10 protein-coding genes and 3 pseudogenes are annotated in these 18883 nt (G+C 61.7%); 7 read left to right on the forward strand and 6 right to left on the reverse strand.

What is annotated here, in order from left to right; genetic code table 11:
- Window positions 1-102 precede the first annotated feature (102 nt).
- Window positions 103-1386: a S41 family peptidase gene (locus tag AC628_RS02630; protein ID WP_074125208.1), complete on the forward strand. Its 1284-nt coding sequence runs from the start codon at window positions 103-105 to the stop codon at window positions 1384-1386.
- 116 nt (window positions 1387-1502) lie between these two features.
- On the opposite strand, the gene AC628_RS02635 is transcribed toward AC628_RS02630, so the two are convergent.
- The 4 genes from AC628_RS02635 to AC628_RS02650 all read right to left on the reverse strand — a co-directional run bounded on the left by AC628_RS02635 (window position 1503) and on the right by AC628_RS02650 (window position 6334).
- Window positions 1503-3284, reverse strand: a complete 1782-nt coding sequence (locus AC628_RS02635) for a Rieske (2Fe-2S) protein (RefSeq protein WP_210190150.1) — start codon at window positions 3282-3284, stop codon at window positions 1503-1505.
- A 92-nt stretch (window positions 3285-3376) separates the two neighbouring features.
- The gene (locus AC628_RS02640; RefSeq protein ID WP_074125210.1) at window positions 3377-4699 is read right to left on the reverse strand and encodes an acetamidase/formamidase family protein; all 1323 of its coding nucleotides are present in this window, start codon (window positions 4697-4699) and stop codon (window positions 3377-3379) included.
- 155 nt (window positions 4700-4854) lie between these two features.
- Window positions 4855-5607 carry a cupin domain-containing protein gene (locus AC628_RS02645; RefSeq protein WP_074125211.1) on the reverse strand — a complete coding sequence of 251 codons (753 nt, stop codon included), beginning with the start codon at window positions 5605-5607 and terminating at the stop codon, window positions 4855-4857.
- A 394-nt stretch (window positions 5608-6001) separates the two neighbouring features.
- Window positions 6002-6334 (reverse strand): hypothetical protein, encoded by a 333-nt coding sequence (locus AC628_RS02650; protein WP_502689528.1) that lies wholly within the window; start codon window positions 6332-6334, stop codon window positions 6002-6004.
- A gap of 818 nt (window positions 6335-7152) precedes the next feature.
- On the opposite strand from AC628_RS02650, the pseudogene AC628_RS02655 reads away from it, so the two are divergent.
- Window positions 7153-10273, forward strand: a pseudogene (locus tag AC628_RS02655) (efflux RND transporter permease subunit).
- 28 nt (window positions 10274-10301) lie between these two features.
- Here AC628_RS02655 and AC628_RS02660 read toward each other — a convergent pair.
- Both AC628_RS02660 and AC628_RS02665 read right to left on the reverse strand, forming a co-directional pair.
- Window positions 10302-10491 (reverse strand): annotated as a pseudogene (locus AC628_RS02660) (IS481 family transposase); the annotation flags it as partial.
- Between the two features lie 64 nt (window positions 10492-10555).
- Window positions 10556-11095, reverse strand: a pseudogene (locus AC628_RS02665) (MBL fold metallo-hydrolase); the annotation flags it as partial.
- Between the two features lie 1150 nt (window positions 11096-12245).
- On the opposite strand from AC628_RS02665, the gene AC628_RS02670 reads away from it, so the two are divergent.
- Genes AC628_RS02670 through AC628_RS02690 form a run of 5 tightly spaced genes read left to right on the forward strand, consistent with a single transcriptional unit; the run spans window position 12246 to window position 18874 of the window.
- Window positions 12246-12713 (forward strand): (2Fe-2S)-binding protein, encoded by a 468-nt coding sequence (locus tag AC628_RS02670; RefSeq protein WP_074125212.1) that lies wholly within the window; start codon window positions 12246-12248, stop codon window positions 12711-12713.
- Between the two features lie 16 nt (window positions 12714-12729).
- Window positions 12730-14979 (forward strand): xanthine dehydrogenase family protein molybdopterin-binding subunit, encoded by a 2250-nt coding sequence (locus tag AC628_RS02675; protein ID WP_074125232.1) that lies wholly within the window; start codon window positions 12730-12732, stop codon window positions 14977-14979.
- Between the two features lie 45 nt (window positions 14980-15024).
- Window positions 15025-15762 carry a Tll0287-like domain-containing protein gene (locus AC628_RS02680; protein ID WP_143201412.1) on the forward strand — a complete coding sequence of 246 codons (738 nt, stop codon included), beginning with the start codon at window positions 15025-15027 and terminating at the stop codon, window positions 15760-15762.
- Between the two features lie 24 nt (window positions 15763-15786).
- Window positions 15787-18504: a response regulator gene (locus AC628_RS02685; RefSeq protein WP_083632545.1), complete on the forward strand. Its 2718-nt coding sequence runs from the start codon at window positions 15787-15789 to the stop codon at window positions 18502-18504.
- Complete coding sequence (locus AC628_RS02690) at window positions 18497-18874, forward strand: response regulator (RefSeq protein WP_074125214.1); 378 nt, start codon at window positions 18497-18499, stop codon at window positions 18872-18874. The genes AC628_RS02685 and AC628_RS02690 overlap by 8 nt, the downstream gene beginning before the upstream one ends.
- Window positions 18875-18883: the final 9 nt, after the last annotated feature.

Consider the following 18883-nt stretch of genomic DNA (forward strand, 5'->3'; position numbering starts at 1 on the left):
TGAGCGCCTCCTTTCGCCAACGGAGCGCGATCATTCGGTCACGCGCCGGGATCGTATCGCCGGCGAATGCGCCCGGCAGGCGCTTCACCGCGAGATCAGACGATGAAAGAGGCTATCGATCCGTCGCCTTCGCGTCGCCAAGTGTTGCGACTGGCGGCCATGGTTATGGCGTGTGCCGTGGCTACGAAGGCCCCGAACGCCGCGGAGGCTCTCAAGGGAGAGGGCAGCAACTCCTACGTTCCTGCTGATGGCGTCTCGACCTTCGAGAAAGTCTGGCAGACCGTACGTGATCGCTTTTACGATCCGCGCCACAACGAACTGGATTGGCCGGAGGTTCGGGAGAGATATCTTCCCGACGTTCAGCGGGCAACTTCCCTAGATTCTCTGGCGCGCGTCATCAATTCTATGCTGTCTGCGCTGCACGCTTCGCACACGCGTTTCTATACGCCGGATGAGCCGGAATACTATCAGCTTGCAGACATCTTTGCCGGCGCACTGCGACGGCGGGGACTGCGGCGTGCGTTTCCAGACGGCCGCATTTCGTACCCTGGCATCGGTATCATTTCAGGTTTCGAGGCGACCGGTCGCAACACGATCACCGGCGTCATCGACGGAACGCCGGCTCAGCAGGCCGGCCTCCGTGCCGGTGACGAAATCATCGCGGCTGATGGGACCGGATTTGAGCCGATCGGGTCCTTCCGTGGGAAGGTTGGCAAATCGGTCGTCTTGGAGGTCCATCGAGGCGTCTCTGTGCTGCAAGTCCCCGTCATGCCGATCGACCTCGAGCCCACGAAAATGTTCCTTCGTGGGTTGGAGTCGAGTGCGCGCATCATCGAATCAAACGGACGACGCATCGGCTATGTGCATGTTTGGTGCTATGCGGGCTCCATCTATCAACGTGCTCTTGAACACCTGCTGTCGCAAGGGGCGCTAAAAGACGCGGACGCCCTGATCTGGGATTTGCGGGATGGCTGGGGTGGCGCGCAACCCCAATATCTCGATCTGTTCAACGCCAGGGCGCCAACGATGCAGGTCACCGCCCGAAGCGGTACTAGCGAATTCGTGAATATGAAGTGGCGCAAGCCCGTCGCGATGCTCATCAACGGCGGTACGCGCAGCGGCAAGGAGGTCCTTGCCTATGGCTTCAAAAAGTACCGGCTGGGCGAACTCATCGGCACCCGGACAGAGGGCGCGGTCCTTGCCGCCACCGCATTCCTCATCGGACGCGGCTTGCTGCTGCTCGCTGTCGAAGATGTCCGGGTCGATGGCGAGCGCCTGGAGGGCGTCGGTGTGACGCCGACGATCGAGGTCCAGGCAGGCGCAGCCTCCGTCGGGTCGGACGACCCCCAAGTCAGCCGTGCTGTCGCGGTTCTGTCCAGGACCTGACCCGGGCGTCATTCTCGTTCGCAAAGCAGAGGCAATGCCAAAATGGTGATTGGAAGCGCGGCTCGGTTCGCAGGCGCAATCTTTTTGGCAGGTCAGATCGCCCTTCGCGCGTGACGTCAGGACGATCCAGTTTCGTGATGCAGCTCGCCACCCCGCATCAAGCGCCGGGCGATGTCAGCTGTTTGCAGTGACGCGCGTTCGGTCGGTGAATGCGCCGCCAGATAGCGGACAACCGCGATGAGGATGTGCCGGCCCTCGTCCGTGTCGCCCCACGCGCCGAATTGCCGGACTCCCGCCTCAAGAATCTGATAGGCATGGAAGCCTGCATCTTCGCGCAGCACCGCATGCGCGAGCGTGACGATCAGCGCCTGCGGCGAATGGCCGAGCGTGAGGTGCCGTGCCACCAGGTTTGCGGCGAGATCGACCTGTCGCTGCCGGTCGAAGGCGTCGAGCAAGGCGGCGCCGATCGTCTCTGGATCCGCGGGCAGATCATCGAGCCGCTCGCCGGCGTCGCCCGGGATGCGTGCCGGCGGCACATTGAGATAGCGAGCAAGGTAGAGCGCCGTCGCTCCGTGCAATACGCCGCGGACGGCCGCGACGCGGGTGTCGATATTGGCAGTCCCGATGCGCGTCAACATTTGGTGGACTGCGTTGGCATAAGTGAAGACGTGATGCGCCGTCTCCCAATCGGCGTGCTCGTTGGCATTGCCGAAGCGCGCCACCCTGAGCGCTGCCGCGTACGCGAGGGATTGGCCAAGGTCAGTAGGCGCGGCACCGGCGCGGATCGCCTCCTTGAGTGCGTCAACGATCCCGGCCGGATCGTCACCGAGCAGCTCTTGAGCAAGTGCGGCGTGGCCCGACCAGTCACGTGAGCCGCGTCCGGCAACGAACAGGTTCGCGAGATCGCTGGTTGATTCCTCACACAACGCAAAAAGGTCAACGGGCTGGCGCCAGGCAGTCGATTCCTCGGCACCACGGGCAGCTACCATCTGACCGACGACAGTCGGCAGCAGAGCCGTCGCGTGTTGCCAGCCGACCAGGTCAAGGCACTCGAACGCCTTGTTGATAAAGTCGAGCGAATGGCCGGTGTCGGCGAAAGCCCGCTCGGTCTCGGCGGCGAACAGGGCATCGGCGAGATCAGCCGGGGAGAAGCCGGCCGCAATCGCCGTGAGCAGGGTGCGCTCGGCCGCCTCGCGATGGCGCACGTTTGTCCAACGCCGCAGCCAGCGTTTGAGCGCGGCCGGATCCGGCCGGCTTCCAAGCGGCGCGCGTTCCCGCCGCGGCGCCTCGCCGTCGCAGTCCGCTGCCACGCGGCGCGCGCCGTGGAAGAGAGCGAGATAAGCCTCCTCCTCCGGCAGCACGGGCAGGAGATTGGCTAGTGCCGTAAGAATCGTAAGACCCACGCCCCAGCCGTCGCGATTTTGCGCCCCGAACAGCGCCACCTCCCGTACGATTTCCGCCTGCGGTACGCCGGCCGCGAGCTGACCATGCATGGCCTTGGCAACGACGAGGCCGAGGTCGTGGGCGAGGCCGTTCGTGAGCCGCTGATGCCAGTACGCAGCGAGATCGGCATGCGTGAACGTGGTCTTTACCCAGACGTCACCATTGCGCACCTCGACCGGGCAGATCGGCACGTCGTCCGCCCACAGGTCGAAGGTACAGCCGCTTTCGAGATCGAAGCGAGCGTGGTGCCAGTGACAGGTCAAGATGCCGTCCTCGACGCTGCCGCGCTCGAGCGGGAAGCCCATGTGGGGGCATCGATTGTCGAGCGCGAAGACGCGCCCGCGGTCGTAGATGACGAGGATCGGACGATGGCCGCCATGCACAACGAGCCGCCCCTTGAGCTTCAGCTCCTCAAGGCTGCCCGCCAACGCAAATTCCTTGCTGGGCGCGTCCATGAGCGTACCTCCCATAGCCGCATTGGGGTCGCTGCAAGTACTCCGTCACATAGGCATCCTCTCGCGCAAAGGCGAGAGGGCAGGCGTGCCACTCATACCACTGTCATCTCGCGCCTGAGATCGGGAGCGAAGATGGCCTTCGGGATCAGGGCGTGAACGCCGCGCACGATGTCCACCACCTGCGTCACGCGGAAGCTTGCGGCGATGCTGCACAGGGCGTAGGCGTCGAGCTCGCTGATCTTCGCCCGCGTCGCCAGAAACTTGATCGCATTGCGCGCAGCAAGCGTCATCGCCGCGTTCAGGTCCTTGTCGAGTCCCATGACGATCCAATGTGTGTCCGTTTCGGCTACCGGCCACGCCAGGTCCTTCTGCTTGTGCAGAATGACCTGGATGCGCAGCTCTTTCATCCGCGTCTCCAGCGCGGTGAGCGAAATCTCGCCGTCCCCCTGCACCGCGTGGCTATCGCCCGTATAGATGAGAGCGCCCGGCTTCCACACCGGGATGTAGAGCGTCGAGCCTTCGGACAGCTCGCTGAGATCGAGATTGCCGGCGTGCGGGCCCGGAGGCACCGAGCTGGTCACGCCGGGGCTCAACGGCGGAAAATAGCCGTCGGGCGGCGCAACGCCCAAGGTGCCCTGGAACGGCTTCAATGGAATGCTGATGTTGGGCATGAACTTGCCCGTCATGGCGCCAAGGTCGAGATCCACGTACTTGATCTGTCCCTGCGCAAAGTCCTGCGGCAGCAGGCCGGTACCGAGCGATCCCGGGTTGTTGAACACCGCTCCCCATTCGTAGGGACGGATCGACTGGTAGCGGATTTCCAGCACGTCGCCCGGCTCGGCACCGTTCACAGCGATCGGTCCGATGATCGAATGTGGCCCCCTGCCGGGATTGCTGACGCGCAGCTGCGCCAGGGTATCAACCGGCACTCCTGGCTGCATTTCATTCAGGAAGTGCGACCAAGTATCGGGGAAGCTGATGGTATCGCCCGACTCGATGGTAAGAATGGGCGGCAGGGTGGCGTCGAATACTCCGAGCCGAACCGTTTCCCTGGTCGAGGGAACCACGTGCACGCGACCGTCAGGCTGGGAACGAGGCATAGGCCCGGCACGAGACTCCTGCGCCTGCGCAAGGCTGGTGAACCACGGCTCGACAGCAGCGAGCACGCCCATAAAGCTGCTCGCTTGCAGGAACTTCCGACGCCAACGGCCGCGGGCTGACAAGTAGCCACCAAAAGTCGCCTGATCGACGTGGTCCATGTGGAGGAGGCGATCGGAGGCGCGACTGTCAAAGGCGGCGTCCTTTATATCCTCGCGGATGATACCCGTTCCCTTCTCGTCGCCGCAGCCGAAGAGGTTGGCGCAGGCGTGATGATGATCGTGAGTGTGTTGGTGTTCGTGCTCGAGCGCTGACATGATGACCCTCGCAAAAGAGCCCCCTCGCTACATCGATCGATTCGTGCTCGCCGCGACGAAGTTATCGTTTTCGTCTCCTTGACCGCTTCTCTCGGACGATTCTTGGAAATTGTGCAATCGAGCGTCCTCCGGATGCGGCGGCAGCATGCCGTTAGCTACTTCTTGCTGACTGGCGTGTCCGGAAGCACGGCAGCCATACCTTCCGGATTGATGTTGAAGGCCAAGAATATCAACGGCTCGTTGCCCGGGTTTCCCCATTGGTGGACGAGGGTGTGCGGTTCATAGATCAAGGAGCCTGGTCCCCTGGTTTCAGTCTTACCGTCGACCGTATTCGCTCCGGTGCCCGAAAGGATGAAATAAAGAGCTGCGCCCGACCGATGGTGTGGCGGGTTGGAAGGCATCTGTGCCGGAAATGTGACGCGGGTGAGATTGAGATCATAGCTGCCCGGCTTCAGGTCGGGAATGGACTGCACCGTGCGATACAGCTCTTTTACTGCGGCAGGTGGCGTCTCGGCCGGTCGACCCAAGCCCGCCGCGGACACGAGAAAGAAGTGGAGGAAAGTCGACGGCGCCCGGGTGCCCGCTGTGAGTGCCGCTGTCTTTCCGTTGGCGATAAATCGCCCCTCTCCGGTGTTGAGCATTTTGGTCTCGCCATCAAGCGACACCTCGGTCGATCCCGACATCTGGTAAAGGATGCTGTCGGCCTCCGACACGCTGCTCTTCTCGCCTGGCTGCAGGATGACACTTACCGCTTTGAAATGGAGCGGCGCGTCGACCACAATCGGCAATGTGGTTGCGGCGACAACGGTCCGGGTAATGGCCGATGGGGCGTGCGTCGTTTGTGCAGCTCCGGGAGCGGGCAGTGCCATTGCGCCGAGCAGCAGGAGTGCTCTCGTCATGGACAGCATGACGGCCTCCCAGTTCAAGGGATCATCGAACCACCATACGCTCTTCCGGCGCCTCTTGGAATGGCCGCGGCCTTGAGCTGCTGTTGGCCGGATCAATGCGCATATTCGGGATCGCTAATCGTCGCCCTTCGGCCGAAGTCGCGGGTTCGGCTATCAGCTTAGCCCTCGATACCAGACGAATCGTAGGCGATGAACTTGGCTGCTCCATTCGCGTCGATTTAGCCGCGCCCCGACCATTTCCGGTCAGCCCCTGAGAGCCGACGCAGGGACATGTGTCGGGTTCGTCACGTTAGGGCCCCATTGAATCGGATTTGAGGCTCGCGCTCGCCAAGCCGCACTTTCGTTGGTTACGATCCACATATTCCAGCACGCCGCTGCAGTTCTGAGCGTTCCCTCAACGTGCGCTGAAGGTGAGGCCGGCGCGCTCCTTCAGACGCTTGCGCAACGCCGGACCCATCAGCGCGCCCGGTGTCCAGATGCCGCCTTCGCCCTCCACGTCGCGCACGAGGCAGAGAGCGCTCTCGGCGATCATCTTGCTGGTCGAGCCGTAGCCCGGATCGCGGTCGCCCGTGACGACCGCCTCGACGTGTCTGCCGTCCGGCAGCTCGCCCAGAAAGAGGATGTCGTAGAAGCCCTTCTCGCGCTCTTCCCGAGTAGGGCCGGCGCCGGGTTTGAGACCGCCGGTCCGGAACAAGGAAACCATCGTGGCGAACGTCTCCGTCGTCACGCTTGCGATTTCCCCAAAAGAAGGGGGACCGTTCAAGAGGACGGGCACAAATTTTGGTACTCCGGGGGGCAGGGCAGGGGCCGGGAGCACAGCGGCCGCGCGATGAATGCTGTGCCCTGAGAATATCACCAAGAGCTCTCCGGGTTTACTGCGGTTGCGTCGTCAGTGATTGCAATCGCATCACCGGTAGAGGCATCACGGTCGGGCCTCGACTTTGGCCTAGAAGTCGCCCTGCAAATCCGCGCCGAAGAGATCGCCCGGTTGGACTCAGCTCCTCCCCAAATACAATCCAAAGTCGTCGCTCGACGCTGGATCGTTGGGCATGCAGGCCGAAATTAGTATCAAGGCTCTTGGGCACGCGGTGCAGCCATCGATGCCCGTTTTCGGTCGGGGGCCGACAACGCGCCGCCCAGTTAGACCGCCGGGCAGATCGACAACCTGGCCTATATGGGCTGGCTTGGGCACGGTCCGTCGTTGCCGAGATCACGCGAAGCAACGAATCGCGTCCCACCCGACAGCACAACTTCTAACGAGCTACCGTCCTCGGTTGTAAGATTGGCGTAAGGGTAGTGTACAGCATCAGCTCGGCTACGCGCATAGAACTATGCGGTAGAGGCAATTGGTGTATGCTGATGATGATGATCGTGGCCCTGCTTCACGGCTCGCCTCGATTGCCAGGTCCTGTTTCCTGGGCCGCATTAAGAAATGCCGACCGAGTTCGCTACGGATGCCCGGCGAGCGGATTTATCGAGAGGCAGCGTCTCTATCGACCGCGCGCGGCGTACTTTCAAGCTTCAGTGTTCGAAAGGTTGATCTGAATGGATCGCCTTGTCGCCATCGCAGTTCAGCGCCGCTATCTGATGGTTGGCGTCTTCGTGGCCGTGTTGATCGGCGGCCTGATCGCATTTGGGCAGCTCAACATCGAAGCCTATTCGGATCCAACACCGCCGATGGTCGATATCGTGACCCAGAGCTCGGGACTATCGGCGGAAGAGATCGAGCGCTACATCACGATTCCGATCGAGACCCAGGTAGCGGGCATAAAGAACGTGACCACGATCCGCACGATCTCGCTCTACGGTTTATCCGACGTCAAGCTGCAGTTCTCTTTCGCTTACACCTACGACGAAGCGCTGCAGCAGGTCTTGAATCGTCTGGCGCAGTTGGCGCCGCTGCCTGGCAACGTGCAGCCGCAGATCTCTCCCGCGAGCCCGATCGGCGAGATCTACCGCTACCGTCTAGTCGGGCCGCCGAACTACAGCGTGCTCGACCTCAAGACTATCCAGGATTGGATTCTCCAGCGCCGTTTTCGCGCAGTGCCCGGCGTGATTGACGTCACCGGCTGGGGCGGCAAGACCAAGACTTACGAGCTGCAGGTCGACTTCAACAAGCTGATCGCCAACGGGCTGACGCTGCCGCAGATGCTGCAGGCGGTCAGCAATTCCAACGTCAATGTCGGCGGCAACACCGTCAATATTGGCTCGCAGTCTGCCGTCGTGCGTGGCGTCGGCCTGATCCGCTCCATGGACGATCTCGCCAAGACCATGATTTCGCAGAGCGGCGGCAATCCGGTGCTGGTCAAGGATGTCGCGACAGTCACCGTCGGCGAGAAGCCTCGGCTCGGCATCGCCGGCCTCGATGAGAACGATGACATCGTTCAGGGCATTGTGTTGATGCGGCGTGGCGAGCAGACCACGCCGACCATCGAACGAGTCGAGCAGCTTGTTGCAAAAATCAACAGCGCCAGTACCCTGCCGCCTGGCGTGCATATCGAGCGGATCTACGACCGGAAGGACCTGATCGACCTCACTACCTCGACGGTGCTGCACAACATGGTAATCGGCATCCTCCTAATCGTGCTGTTGCAGTGGATCTTCTTGGGCGATTTGCGCAGCGCGCTGATCGTCGGTGCCACCATACCGTTCGCGCTGTTCTTTGCCGTAATCATCCTGGTGTTGCGCGGGGAATCTGCCAACCTTCTGTCGGTCGGAGCCATCGATTTCGGCTTGATCGTGGACGCCACCGTCATCATGGTTGAAGCGATCTTCCGGCGGCTGACGCAAACCACGACTCTCTCGGAGATCGAGGAAGGTTATATTTCGACCGACACGGCGATGGACATGAAACGTCATGCCGTCCTCAGCGCGGGCGCTGATGTATCCCGGTCGATCTTTTTTGCCGCGACTATCATCGTTGCGGCATTTTTGCCGCTGTTCACCTTGAGCGGCGTCGAGGGCAACATCTTCAGGGCCGATGGCGCGAACGTATGCCTATGCGCTGGTCGGCGGCCTGCTTGCGACCTTCACTGTGACGCCGGCGTTGAGCGCGATTATCCTGCCGCCTTACGTGCGCGAAACCGAAACGCCGCTGATGGCACTGTTGCATAGGCTCTACGTGCCCGTGCTGAACGGGGCCGTCGGCAACCGGAATCTGGTGATGATCGGCGCCATCGGCCTCGCCGCGATGACATTTGTCTTGGGTCGCACCCTGGGACTAGAATTCCTGCCCAAGCTCGAGGAGGGCAATCTCTGGATTCGCGCGACGCTGCCGCCGACTATCTCGCTTGCGGAAGGCAACACCTATGTCAACGACATGCGGAAATTGATCCGCAGCCGCCCCGAGGTCGAAGCCGTAGTCTCGCAGCACGGCCGCCCCGACGATGGCACCGACGCGACAGGATTTTTCAACGCCGAATTCTTCGCGCCGCTGAAGCCGATGAGCGAATGGCCATCCACCCGCGACAAGGAACAACTCACCGCCGAGCTACTCAATCAGTTGGACGACCGCTTTCCGGGCGTCGAGTTCAATTTCTCGCAATATCTCCAGGACAACGTGTCCGAAGCGGTGTCAGGCGTGAAGGGTGAGAACTCGATCAAGCTGTTCGGTAACGATCTCAAATCGCTGGCCGACACCGCGCAAAGGATCAAATCGGTGCTGGCGACCGTGCACGGCATCACCGATCTTGCGGTATTCACCTCGCTTGGGCAGCCTACCATCCAGATCGACATCGACCGCGCCAAGGCTGCGCGTTATGGGCTTGCCCCCGGCGATATTAACGCCACCATCAAGGTGGCGATCGGCGGTGATAGCGCCGGCGATCTCTACGAGCCGGGAAGTGACCGGCATTTTCCGATCATCGTTCGGCTGGAGCCGGAATATCGCAAGAGTGCGGAGGCGATCCAGAACTTGAGGATCGGCGTCAACGGGCCGAACGGTATCACACAAATCCCGCTGAGCGAGGTCGCTTTTATTAACCTTATCTCCGGCGCGGCCTTCATCTACCGCGAGCAGCAAGAGCGCTATCTGCCGATCAAGTTCTCAGTGCGCGAACGCGACCTTGGCGGCGTGATCCAAGAGGCACAGCAGAAGATCGCTGCCCAGGTCCAGCTTCCGCCCGGCTCGCGGCTCGAATGGGTGGGCGAATACGGCAACCTGCAGGACGCGATCAAGCGGCTGTCGATTGTGGTGCCGATCAGCCTCGCGCTGATCGCCATCCTACTCTGGTTCAATTTCGGTTCGATTATCGAGATTCTGCTCGCCATGAGCGTGATCCCGATGGCGATCTTCGGCGGCGTACTCGGGCTTTTCCTCACGGGCATACCGTTCAGCGTGTCGGCAGCCATCGGCTTCGTGGCGCTGTTCGGCATCGCGGTCATGGACGGCATCATCATCCTCTCCCAGTTCAATCAGCTCATCGAGGAAGGCTTCGACCGGATCGGTGCAGTGATCCGCACTGGCGAGCTACAGCTGCGGCCGGTGCTGATGACCTGCGTGGTCGCCGGCGTCGGGCTGCTGCCAGCGGCGCTGTCGCAGGGCATCGGCTCGCAGGTGCAAAAGCCGCTCGCGGTGGTCGTCGTTACGGGCATGATGCTGGCGCCGTTCGTGATTCTCGTGACGCTGCCGGTCCTGATCTCGTTCTTCTCGCGCCGGGCGCGGTAGAAACGCGTTGAGCCGCCCTGCGCCGTTCGAGCCAATCGTCAAGTGGCAGCAGCGTATGTCGCCGGAAAGCGACGATGATCGCCTGCTCCTCGATGGAAAGAACCGTCGACTTGGCCTCCTTGGGGCCTGTCGAACGATCGGCGACGGTCTCGCGCTGCTTCCTGGTTGATCCCGTAGCGCTTAGCGAGTGCTCTCAGGCTCTCTTGACTATTTTGTATTGCTCGACGGACTGCCTCCGTCGTGGTGGCGCTGCCGTGTGTTCGGCTCTAACCCAAGAAGCGGTCAGTAGTCCCAAAAGGCCGGTACCCAACGAAAGGCGTCGCCGGCGACCGCCACCCGGCCGATGGACGGGAACGGCATATGAAGCCACCAGCAGTTCGCCGGTCGCAGCGAGCTCCCGCAAAAGTCGGACCCGAACGCGGGCCGCCTCCTCAGGGTCGTGTTCGAAGCCGTTGTGCCAGTCGGGGTGGTCGAACCCGACCGGGAACACGGCGCCGCCGGCGAACGCCAACCGGTCGCCGCCGGACGCCAGGCGGACCACGCTGTGCCCGGGGATGTGACCGCCGGTGCAACGGACGACCGCCCCCGGCGCCAACCTCGTACTCCTCCTCGAACGGCCGCAGCTGGCTGTGGTACTCATTCAAGAACCGCCCGGCGGCCGACCGAAGCACGTCCGGCAGACGGCATGGAGGTGTGGGAGAAATCGGGCGACCTCCAGAGCTTGACCTCGGCGGCCGCCACGTGGACCCGCAGATCCGGACGCAACCTGTTCTTCACCCCGTCGACGAGCAGCCCGCCAACGTGGTCCATGTGCATGTGCGTATGCTTGGGCGAAACCTCAAGCTCCCTAGCTTCCTCGAGGCGCGACGTAGAGAAATCGAGAGTGTTCTCTCCTTTGTCAACGAGTAGCGCGATGACGAAAGAGGGCTGGCCAGAATGACCGCCACTGGCGCAAAGCGGACGACTATTGATTAGCCTCGATCTTCTTGGCTTGAGTGAGAGTTTAAGCTTTTCAATTAGCTAGAAGGTGGCGTGTGCACGACGTGTGCACCGCGAGATCAAGAAAAATCTACATTCGGGAAGTGAGAAGCGAGTCCTCGGCGTATTTTTCAGCGCGCCGCTGCGACCGCTGGGCACACCTTGCGCGAACTCGGCGCGGCTAAATGCGGCCAACAAGCGGGACCGCAGGTCTGCGTGAGAGAGAGGGCCCGGCTGGCGTCCGGCCTGGCGCATCTGAGCGCGCGCCGATGATAAGGACGCCGAGTCGAAAAGCTGTCCATGCTGCCCCTACTGATCAGGCCCAGCCCGCTGAACGCATGTGGACCGCTGATCAAGTGGACAGATGCTGAAAGTGCGTTGACCATTCCAGCCTTTCCTACGCACACCGCTGCCGGGTCGCGACCACCGCGTGCACCCCACCTGAAGCAACACCTTACCTAGCTCACGGACCATCGGATCATCACGTCGGATGGAATAAAGTTGAGTCGCTATTCATTCGAACGCCCGTGCCGATTACCGACCAAAAAGAGATGGTTATGGCGTTGCTCCGCGTCGTGAGAGCCAGCGAGATCGAAAAGCAAGAACCGTCCAACTAGGCTTGTCCAGGCATGTCGCAGGAGCAGATACAGCACGTACCTGTGGCGATAACTGTGGCAAGCCCCTTTGGCTTCCGGCGGTAGGGGCCTCCAGCCGCTGATCTCATTGGTGGGCCCGGCAGGACTCGAACCTGCAACCAGACCGTTGCGAGCGGGAAATTAAGGATTACTACCAAGGACTTGCAGCACTTTCGATAGTAGTCGATTGCGTTCGCTGCACCTCGGCGAGGCCATCTGGTGCGAGAAAGGTGCGGCGCGCCTACTCGTAATGTTTTGACCCAACCACCGAGTGGGAAGCTGCCCGGGGGCATTCAAAATGGCCGCTGAAGGGAGTATAAGCGGGGTTTCACACGCACGAACGATGGTGGGAGGCGCGCATGCCCACGTCGGTTTCGCTCGATGTAAATGGCCGCGTGGTCACGATCGAAATCGGTGACCCGGGCATGCCGCTTCTTTATGCCTTGCGAGATAATCTTCAATTGAAGGGACCGCGCTTCGGCTGCGGGTTGGGCCAGTGCGGCACCTGTGCCGTGCTGCTCGATGATGAGCCCGTGCTTTCGTGCGAAGTTCCGCTTAGCAAGGCAGCAAATAAGAAGGTGGTGACGCTCGAGGGACTTGGCAGTCCCGAGAAGCCGTCGCCGGTTCAACAAGCCTTTATCGACGAACAGGCAGCACAGTGCGGCTACTGCCTTAACGGCATGATCATACACGCGACGGCACTCCTCGCGAAAACCAAGGACCCGACCGTACCTCAGATCAAGAAGGCACTCGCCGATGATCTTTGCCGTTGCGGCACGCACCTTCGCATCGTTCGGGCGGTGCAGCGGGCGGCGCGGAGGGCGTGAGACAAAGGAGACTGAGATGTTGGATTTGGTCTCCACTCGTCGCGACGTGTTGAAGACGGGCGGCGCGCTGCTCGTCGCCTTCACGTTTGCGGACACCGCGCTCCCTGCTTTGGCCGAGAGCGGTCCCCGAAGGAAGACTGTCGAGTCCGACGAAATCGACGGATTTCTGTCCATTGATGCCGACGGACGGGTCACTGTCTATTCCGGCAAGGTGGACCTTGGTACCGGATTACGCACTGCATTAACGCAGATCGCAGCCGAAGAGCTCGATGTGTCACTCGATCGAGTGGGGCTAATCCAGGGTGACACCGAACTAACGCCCGACCAGGGCCCCACCTGGGCCAGCCTCTCGATGCAGATCTGCGGGATGCGGATTCGTCAGGCTGCGGCGACGGCGCGCAAAGCGCTTGTTGAAATGGCCGCTGCGCGGCTTGGCGTGCCGGCAACCGAACTGCGGATCGAGGATGGTACAATCAAGGGCGACGACAAGAGCATTTCATTTGCCAAGCTTGTCGGCGGCGGCACTTTTTCGCTGAAGGTCGACAACGACGCGCCAGTAAAACATCCGGCATCGTATACGATTGTAGGCAAGTCTGTGCTACGTCTCGACATTCCGTCAAAGGTGACGGGACGCTTCACGTACATGCAGGATTTCCGTATCGACGGAATGCTGCACGGCCGCGTGGTCCGTCCGCTGGCAATTGGTGCTCACCTGGAGAATGTCGACGCAACCTCGGTGAACGACATTCCGGGTCTCATCAAGGTCGTGCGCGAAGGCAATTTCCTTGGCGTCGTTGCATCAACTGAGTGGGCCGCCATCCAGGCTACGCGCAAGCTGAAGGCGACCTGGTCGCATTGGGAGGGGCTGCCCGAGCAAGCGAGCCTCTGGGACTACGTTCGCGCCACCAAGATCAATAGCGATAAGGTCATGGCCAATGTCGGTGATAGCGCCAAGGCGCTGCTCGATGCACCAAAGCATATTTCAGCAACGTACGATTTCGCGATCCACACTCATGGCTCGATCGGCCCATCTTGCGCAGTGGTCGAGATCGACGAGGGTAAGATCACGTGCTGGAGCGCCTCTCAGGCGACGCACAGGCTGAGACGACAGCTTGCGGCGATGATGGGTGTGCCGCTGGACAATGTGCGCTGCCTCTATATCGAAGGTTCGGGGTGTTACGGCCGCAACGGGCACGAAGATGCGGCCGGCGATGCCGCGCTCCTCTCGCGCGCGGTGGGTGGGCAGCCCGTGCGCGTCCAGTGGATGCGTGCCGACGAGCATGGCTGGGATCCAAAAGGTCCCCCGACACTGATCGACCTCCGCGCTGGAGTGAATGAAACAAGCGAGATTATCGCCTGGGAGTCGGAGTTTTTTATCCCCGGGGACGGGCTCGCCCCGGTGCCACTCATCGCCGCCACCCTCGCGGCCGTGCCGCCCACCCCGATCATGGAGCCGTATCGCTTCGGCAACGCCGATGTTATGTCCGCCAATTCGGCGATCCCCTACACATTCCCGAACATCAGGACCGTGGCGCATCTCCTCGCCGAGACGCCATTCCGCTGGTCCTGGGTCCGGTCGCCGGGGCGCCTCCAAAATGCTTTCGCCAACGAATGCTTCGTCGATGAGCTGGCTGCTTTCGTCGGTGTCGACCCACTCGAATTTCGTCTCAGCCATCTCAATGACCCGCGCGGTGCCGAGCTTCTGCAGCGTCTGGCCGCTCTCGCCAAATGGAGGAAGCGGCTCTCGCCACGGAGAGACCCCCAGGACGATGTCGTCACTGGACGAGGCATGAGCTATGCCAAAGACTTCCCATCGCCTACCTATGTCGGTGCAGTGGCCGACATCGAGGTCGACCGGAGAAGTGGGGAAATCCGCGTACAACGCTTTTTTGTCGTGCATGATTGCGGGCAGGTCATAAACCCGGACGGTGTCAGGAACCAGATCGAGGGAAACGTCATCCAAACCCTCAGCCGCACCTTAAAGGAAGAGCTTCTCTTCGATCGTTCGGCCGTGACAAGCCTCCACTGGGCCACCTATCCGATACTGACATTTCCCGACGTACCCGACGTCGTCATCGAACTTCTCGACCGTCCGGCCGAGAAGCCTTCGGGCGCAGGCGAGGCGGCAGCCGCGGTCGTGCCGGCCGTGATCTCCAACGCGGTGTTCGACGCTCTTGGCGTGCGGTTGCGCTCGGTGCCGCTTACCCCGGCGAAGGTCCTGGCTGCAATCGAGCGGTACGGGCAGCGCCCCTCCCGGGAGTTGTGAGATGAGGCGATGACCCGGTCGAGACATTCGCGGATGATGGCGGCGATGGCCGTTCTGCTGCTGGGCACAATCCCGCCATGGGTGATTTGCGCTACCTCGGCCAGCGAAGATGCGAGCGAGGACCGATTGATCGGCAAGAGCCTCGCAGACTTGCTGCTCGCCGGCGAAGCCGTCGTCTCCCGCTCCCAGGAGCGGATTGATGATCCAAAGCTTGGCGACAAGGGACTCAGCGGCAAGGCGTTGATCGAACAGGCTCGCGACATCTATCGCACAACTACCGGCATCGATCCGCTCTCAGTCGATCCCGCCTCCCGACAAGGCCGATTGCTGCGCGTCCAAATGGACGCGATCGTCGAGGTGATGGATGCAAATCAGGCGACGATCAATGCCAAGGGAACGGGATTCAAGGGGTTCATCCCGGCGGTGTTCGCACGGCTGGTCAACGAAGCCTTTGCCCGCAGGGCAAAGGGCGAGGCCGAAGTGAAGGTCACGGGACCGCCCGATCGTATCCGCAACCGAAAGGCACGTCCGGACGCGTGGGAGACCGACGTCATCAAATCAAGACTTCTCGCGCCGGATTGGCCGCGGGGCCATGCATATTCCGCTGCGGTCGAAACCGGTGGGCGTCCGGCATTTCGGGTCATGGTGCCGCAGTATTACGACAAAACCTGCCTGGCTTGTCACGGCATGCCAAAGGGCGAAGTCGACATCACCGGTTATCCGAAGGAAGGCGCGAAATTGGATGAGCTGGGCGGCGTGATCAGCATCATCCTCTATCGATAGTTCAGAATCGAGGGGCTCGCGACGATGGCGCGGCTGAATATCCGAACCCGGGTGATTCTTTTGTCGGGCGCGCTGCTCATCGTCATCCTGGGGACGAGCATCTATCTTACGCGCAAGCTCGCAAACAGCTCGGCAACGGTCGGCGAAGTCGCCGATCTGATCGACGTTATTGAAGCGGCGAACGGTGCACGCATCGCGTTCGGAGAACTACGGTATTGGATGACGGACCTTGCCGTCAGCATGCTGACGCTCTCAGAAAAGAACGCAGCGGAAGCTCAGAGCCGGATGGAGCATCTGCTCGATAGGGTTGCGGCACGGAAGCCGGGTCGCATCGCTTCCGTCCGTGCGGAGCTGGCTCAGTTTCAGAAATTCGCCGCCGCGGCCGTTGACGAGTACACGGCCGATCGCCGCGTGATGGGCAACTCCCTCTTGGCGCAGGCGCGACAACACAGCAACGTGGTCGACGAGCTCCTAGGATCGATCGAAACCGAATTTACCAACGAGGTGGCCGCCGACCGCGATCGCGAGGTCGCGGAGGTCGTTGCCGCGACCCGGATCACGCAAGCGATCGCGGTGGCGGTCGTCGTCGCGGCCGCGCTGCTGACCTTCTTCCTGCTGCGCTCGATCACGCTGCCGCTCCGGCGCCTTGTGGTGGCAATCGACGGCCTTAACGCCGGTAACGTGGCAGTGCCGATTCCCGCTGCGGGCCGTGACGAGATCGGCGCGATGGCCCGGACGCTCGCAATATTCCGCGATACGCTCACGGAGCGGAACCGGCTCACTGCCGAGCGCGAGCACGAGCGCAAGACGCTTGCGGCAGCAATTGCAACCATCTCCGATGGATTCGTGCTCTATGACGCCGACGATCGCATCGTTGCCTGCAACGAACGCGTGCGCGAGATCTATCCTCAGCGAGCCGACCTCTTCAGGCCCGGCACAAGCTTTCGCGAAATCCTCGAGACGGCGATTACACGCTCCGTGGCCGATTTGAGTGGCCGAACCCCGGAGCAGTGGATCGAGGAACGCGAGAGGCAGCATTCCGAGTCCTTTAGCGTGGCCGAGCTGTCCTACCTTAATGACCTCTGGGTGCGGGTGACCCAGCGCAGGACCCATGATGGCGGCACGGTGGTGGTCTACACCGACATCACCGAGCTGAAGCGACGACAGATCGAGTTGGAGCGGGCGCGCGAGGAGGCCGAGGCAGCAAACCGGACGAAGAGCCAGTTCCTGGCAAATATGAGCCACGAACTGCGGACGCCGCTCAACGCAATCATCGGACTGGCCGAGATGCTCCACGAGGAGGCGCAGGAGGAGCCCGATAATGCGTTTCTCGAGCCCGTCGGGCGCATCGTCCAGGCCGGCAAGCATCTTCTCATGCTGATCAACGATATTCTGGATTTGTCCAAGATCGAAGCGGGGAAGCTCGATCTGTACCCGGAGGAGTTCGATGTTGTTGCGCTCCTCGGCGAGGTTGCAAGGACGAGCCTGTCGATTGCATGCAAGAACCGCAACCGTCTCATCGTCGACTGTCCTGCGGGTATCGGCGTGATGCGGGCAGACCAGACCCGGGTCCGTCAGGTCCTTCTGAATTTGCTCGGCAATGCGTGCAAGTTCACGGAGGATGGCGAGATACGTCTGGCAGCCGCGCGTGAAGCCGACGAGCCGGCCGGATGGTTGGTTTTCGCCGTGTCCGACACCGGCATCGGGATGACGGCGGACCAGCTTGGACGCCTCTTTCAGGAGTTCTCTCAAGCTGACAGCTCGACGACCCGCAAGTACGGCGGCTCGGGGCTTGGTCTGGCGATCAGCCAGCGCCTATGTCGCGCCATGGGTGGAGAGATCACCGTTGCGAGCACGTCCGGTCGCGGAGCCGTGTTCACCGTTCGCTTGCCCGATCAGGCCGTCGATGCCGGAGCACAACGCGCCGAGATGCCTCGGGTCGCGCAGTGCCCGCCGAGCCGGGCGACGGACGCGGTCGCGCGTGTGCTCGTCATCGACGACGATCCTGATGCCCTGGATGTCATGCGCCGCTTCCTCGGCAAGGAGGGCTTTGACGTCCTGACCGCGCGAGGGGGACAAGAGGGGCTCAAGCTCGCGCGAGAGCTTCGTCCCTCGCTGATCACGCTTGATGTGTTGATGCCTGAGCTCGACGGCTGGCACGTCCTCAAGGAATTGAAATCTATACCGGAGCTGGCTCCGATCCCCGTGATCATGCTGACCATCGTCGATGAGCGCAGCAAAGGTTATGCGCTGGGCGCCGGCGAGTACATCACCAAGCCGATCGATTGGACACGGCTCCGTGCCGTTCTGCACCGTTTGAGCGGAGGTCCATCGAGAAAGGATATCCTTCTCATCGAGAACGAAGCGCAGACACGGCGACTGCTGGCGTCGAAACTTGCAGCTGAGGGGTGGCGGATCGTTGACGCCGAGAACGGTCGCGAGGGCTTCAAGCGACTGTCTCAACACAGACCGAGCCTGATCCTGCTGGACCTCATGATGCCGGAAATGGACGGGTTCGAGTTCCTCGAGGCCCTTCGCGGTGACGCGACCTTTGAGGATATTCCAGTCGTCGTGATGGCGGCCACCGACTTGAGCGAAGCAGATCGGCAGCGGCTCAACAGGGGAATTATCGAGTTCGTCTCAAAGGCGGGCTGCACGCGCGATGAGTTGCTGACGAGGATTCGCGACTTCCTCAAGCACAAGCTTCCTGAACTGCATCGGCGAGCCGAGAGTCATGGTTAGGATCCTTTACATCGAAGATAATGAGGACAACATCTACATGGTCTCGCGCCGATTGCGTCGAAAAGGCTATGACGTCGTCGTTGCACGCGATGGCGCGGAAGGGATGGCGCAGGCCAGGAGCCAGCTCCCGGATCTTATCCTGATGGATCTCGGGCTGCCGGTCATCGACGGCTGGGAGGTGACAAGGCGGTTGCGCGCGGTGCCCGAAACCGCTGATGTCCCCATTGTCGCGCTGTCTGCCCACGCCATGCCGGAGGATCGCGAACGAGCGCTCGCGTCGGGGTGCAATGACTTCGTAACGAAACCGACCAACTTCTCGTACCTGCTTGATCGGATCGAGGCTCTGGTGAAGAGAGCGCCCGACAGATGAAAGAGCCAT

Source organism: Bradyrhizobium sp. NAS96.2 (assembly GCF_001908235.1).
Classification (GTDB): Bacteria; Pseudomonadota; Alphaproteobacteria; order Rhizobiales; family Xanthobacteraceae; genus Bradyrhizobium.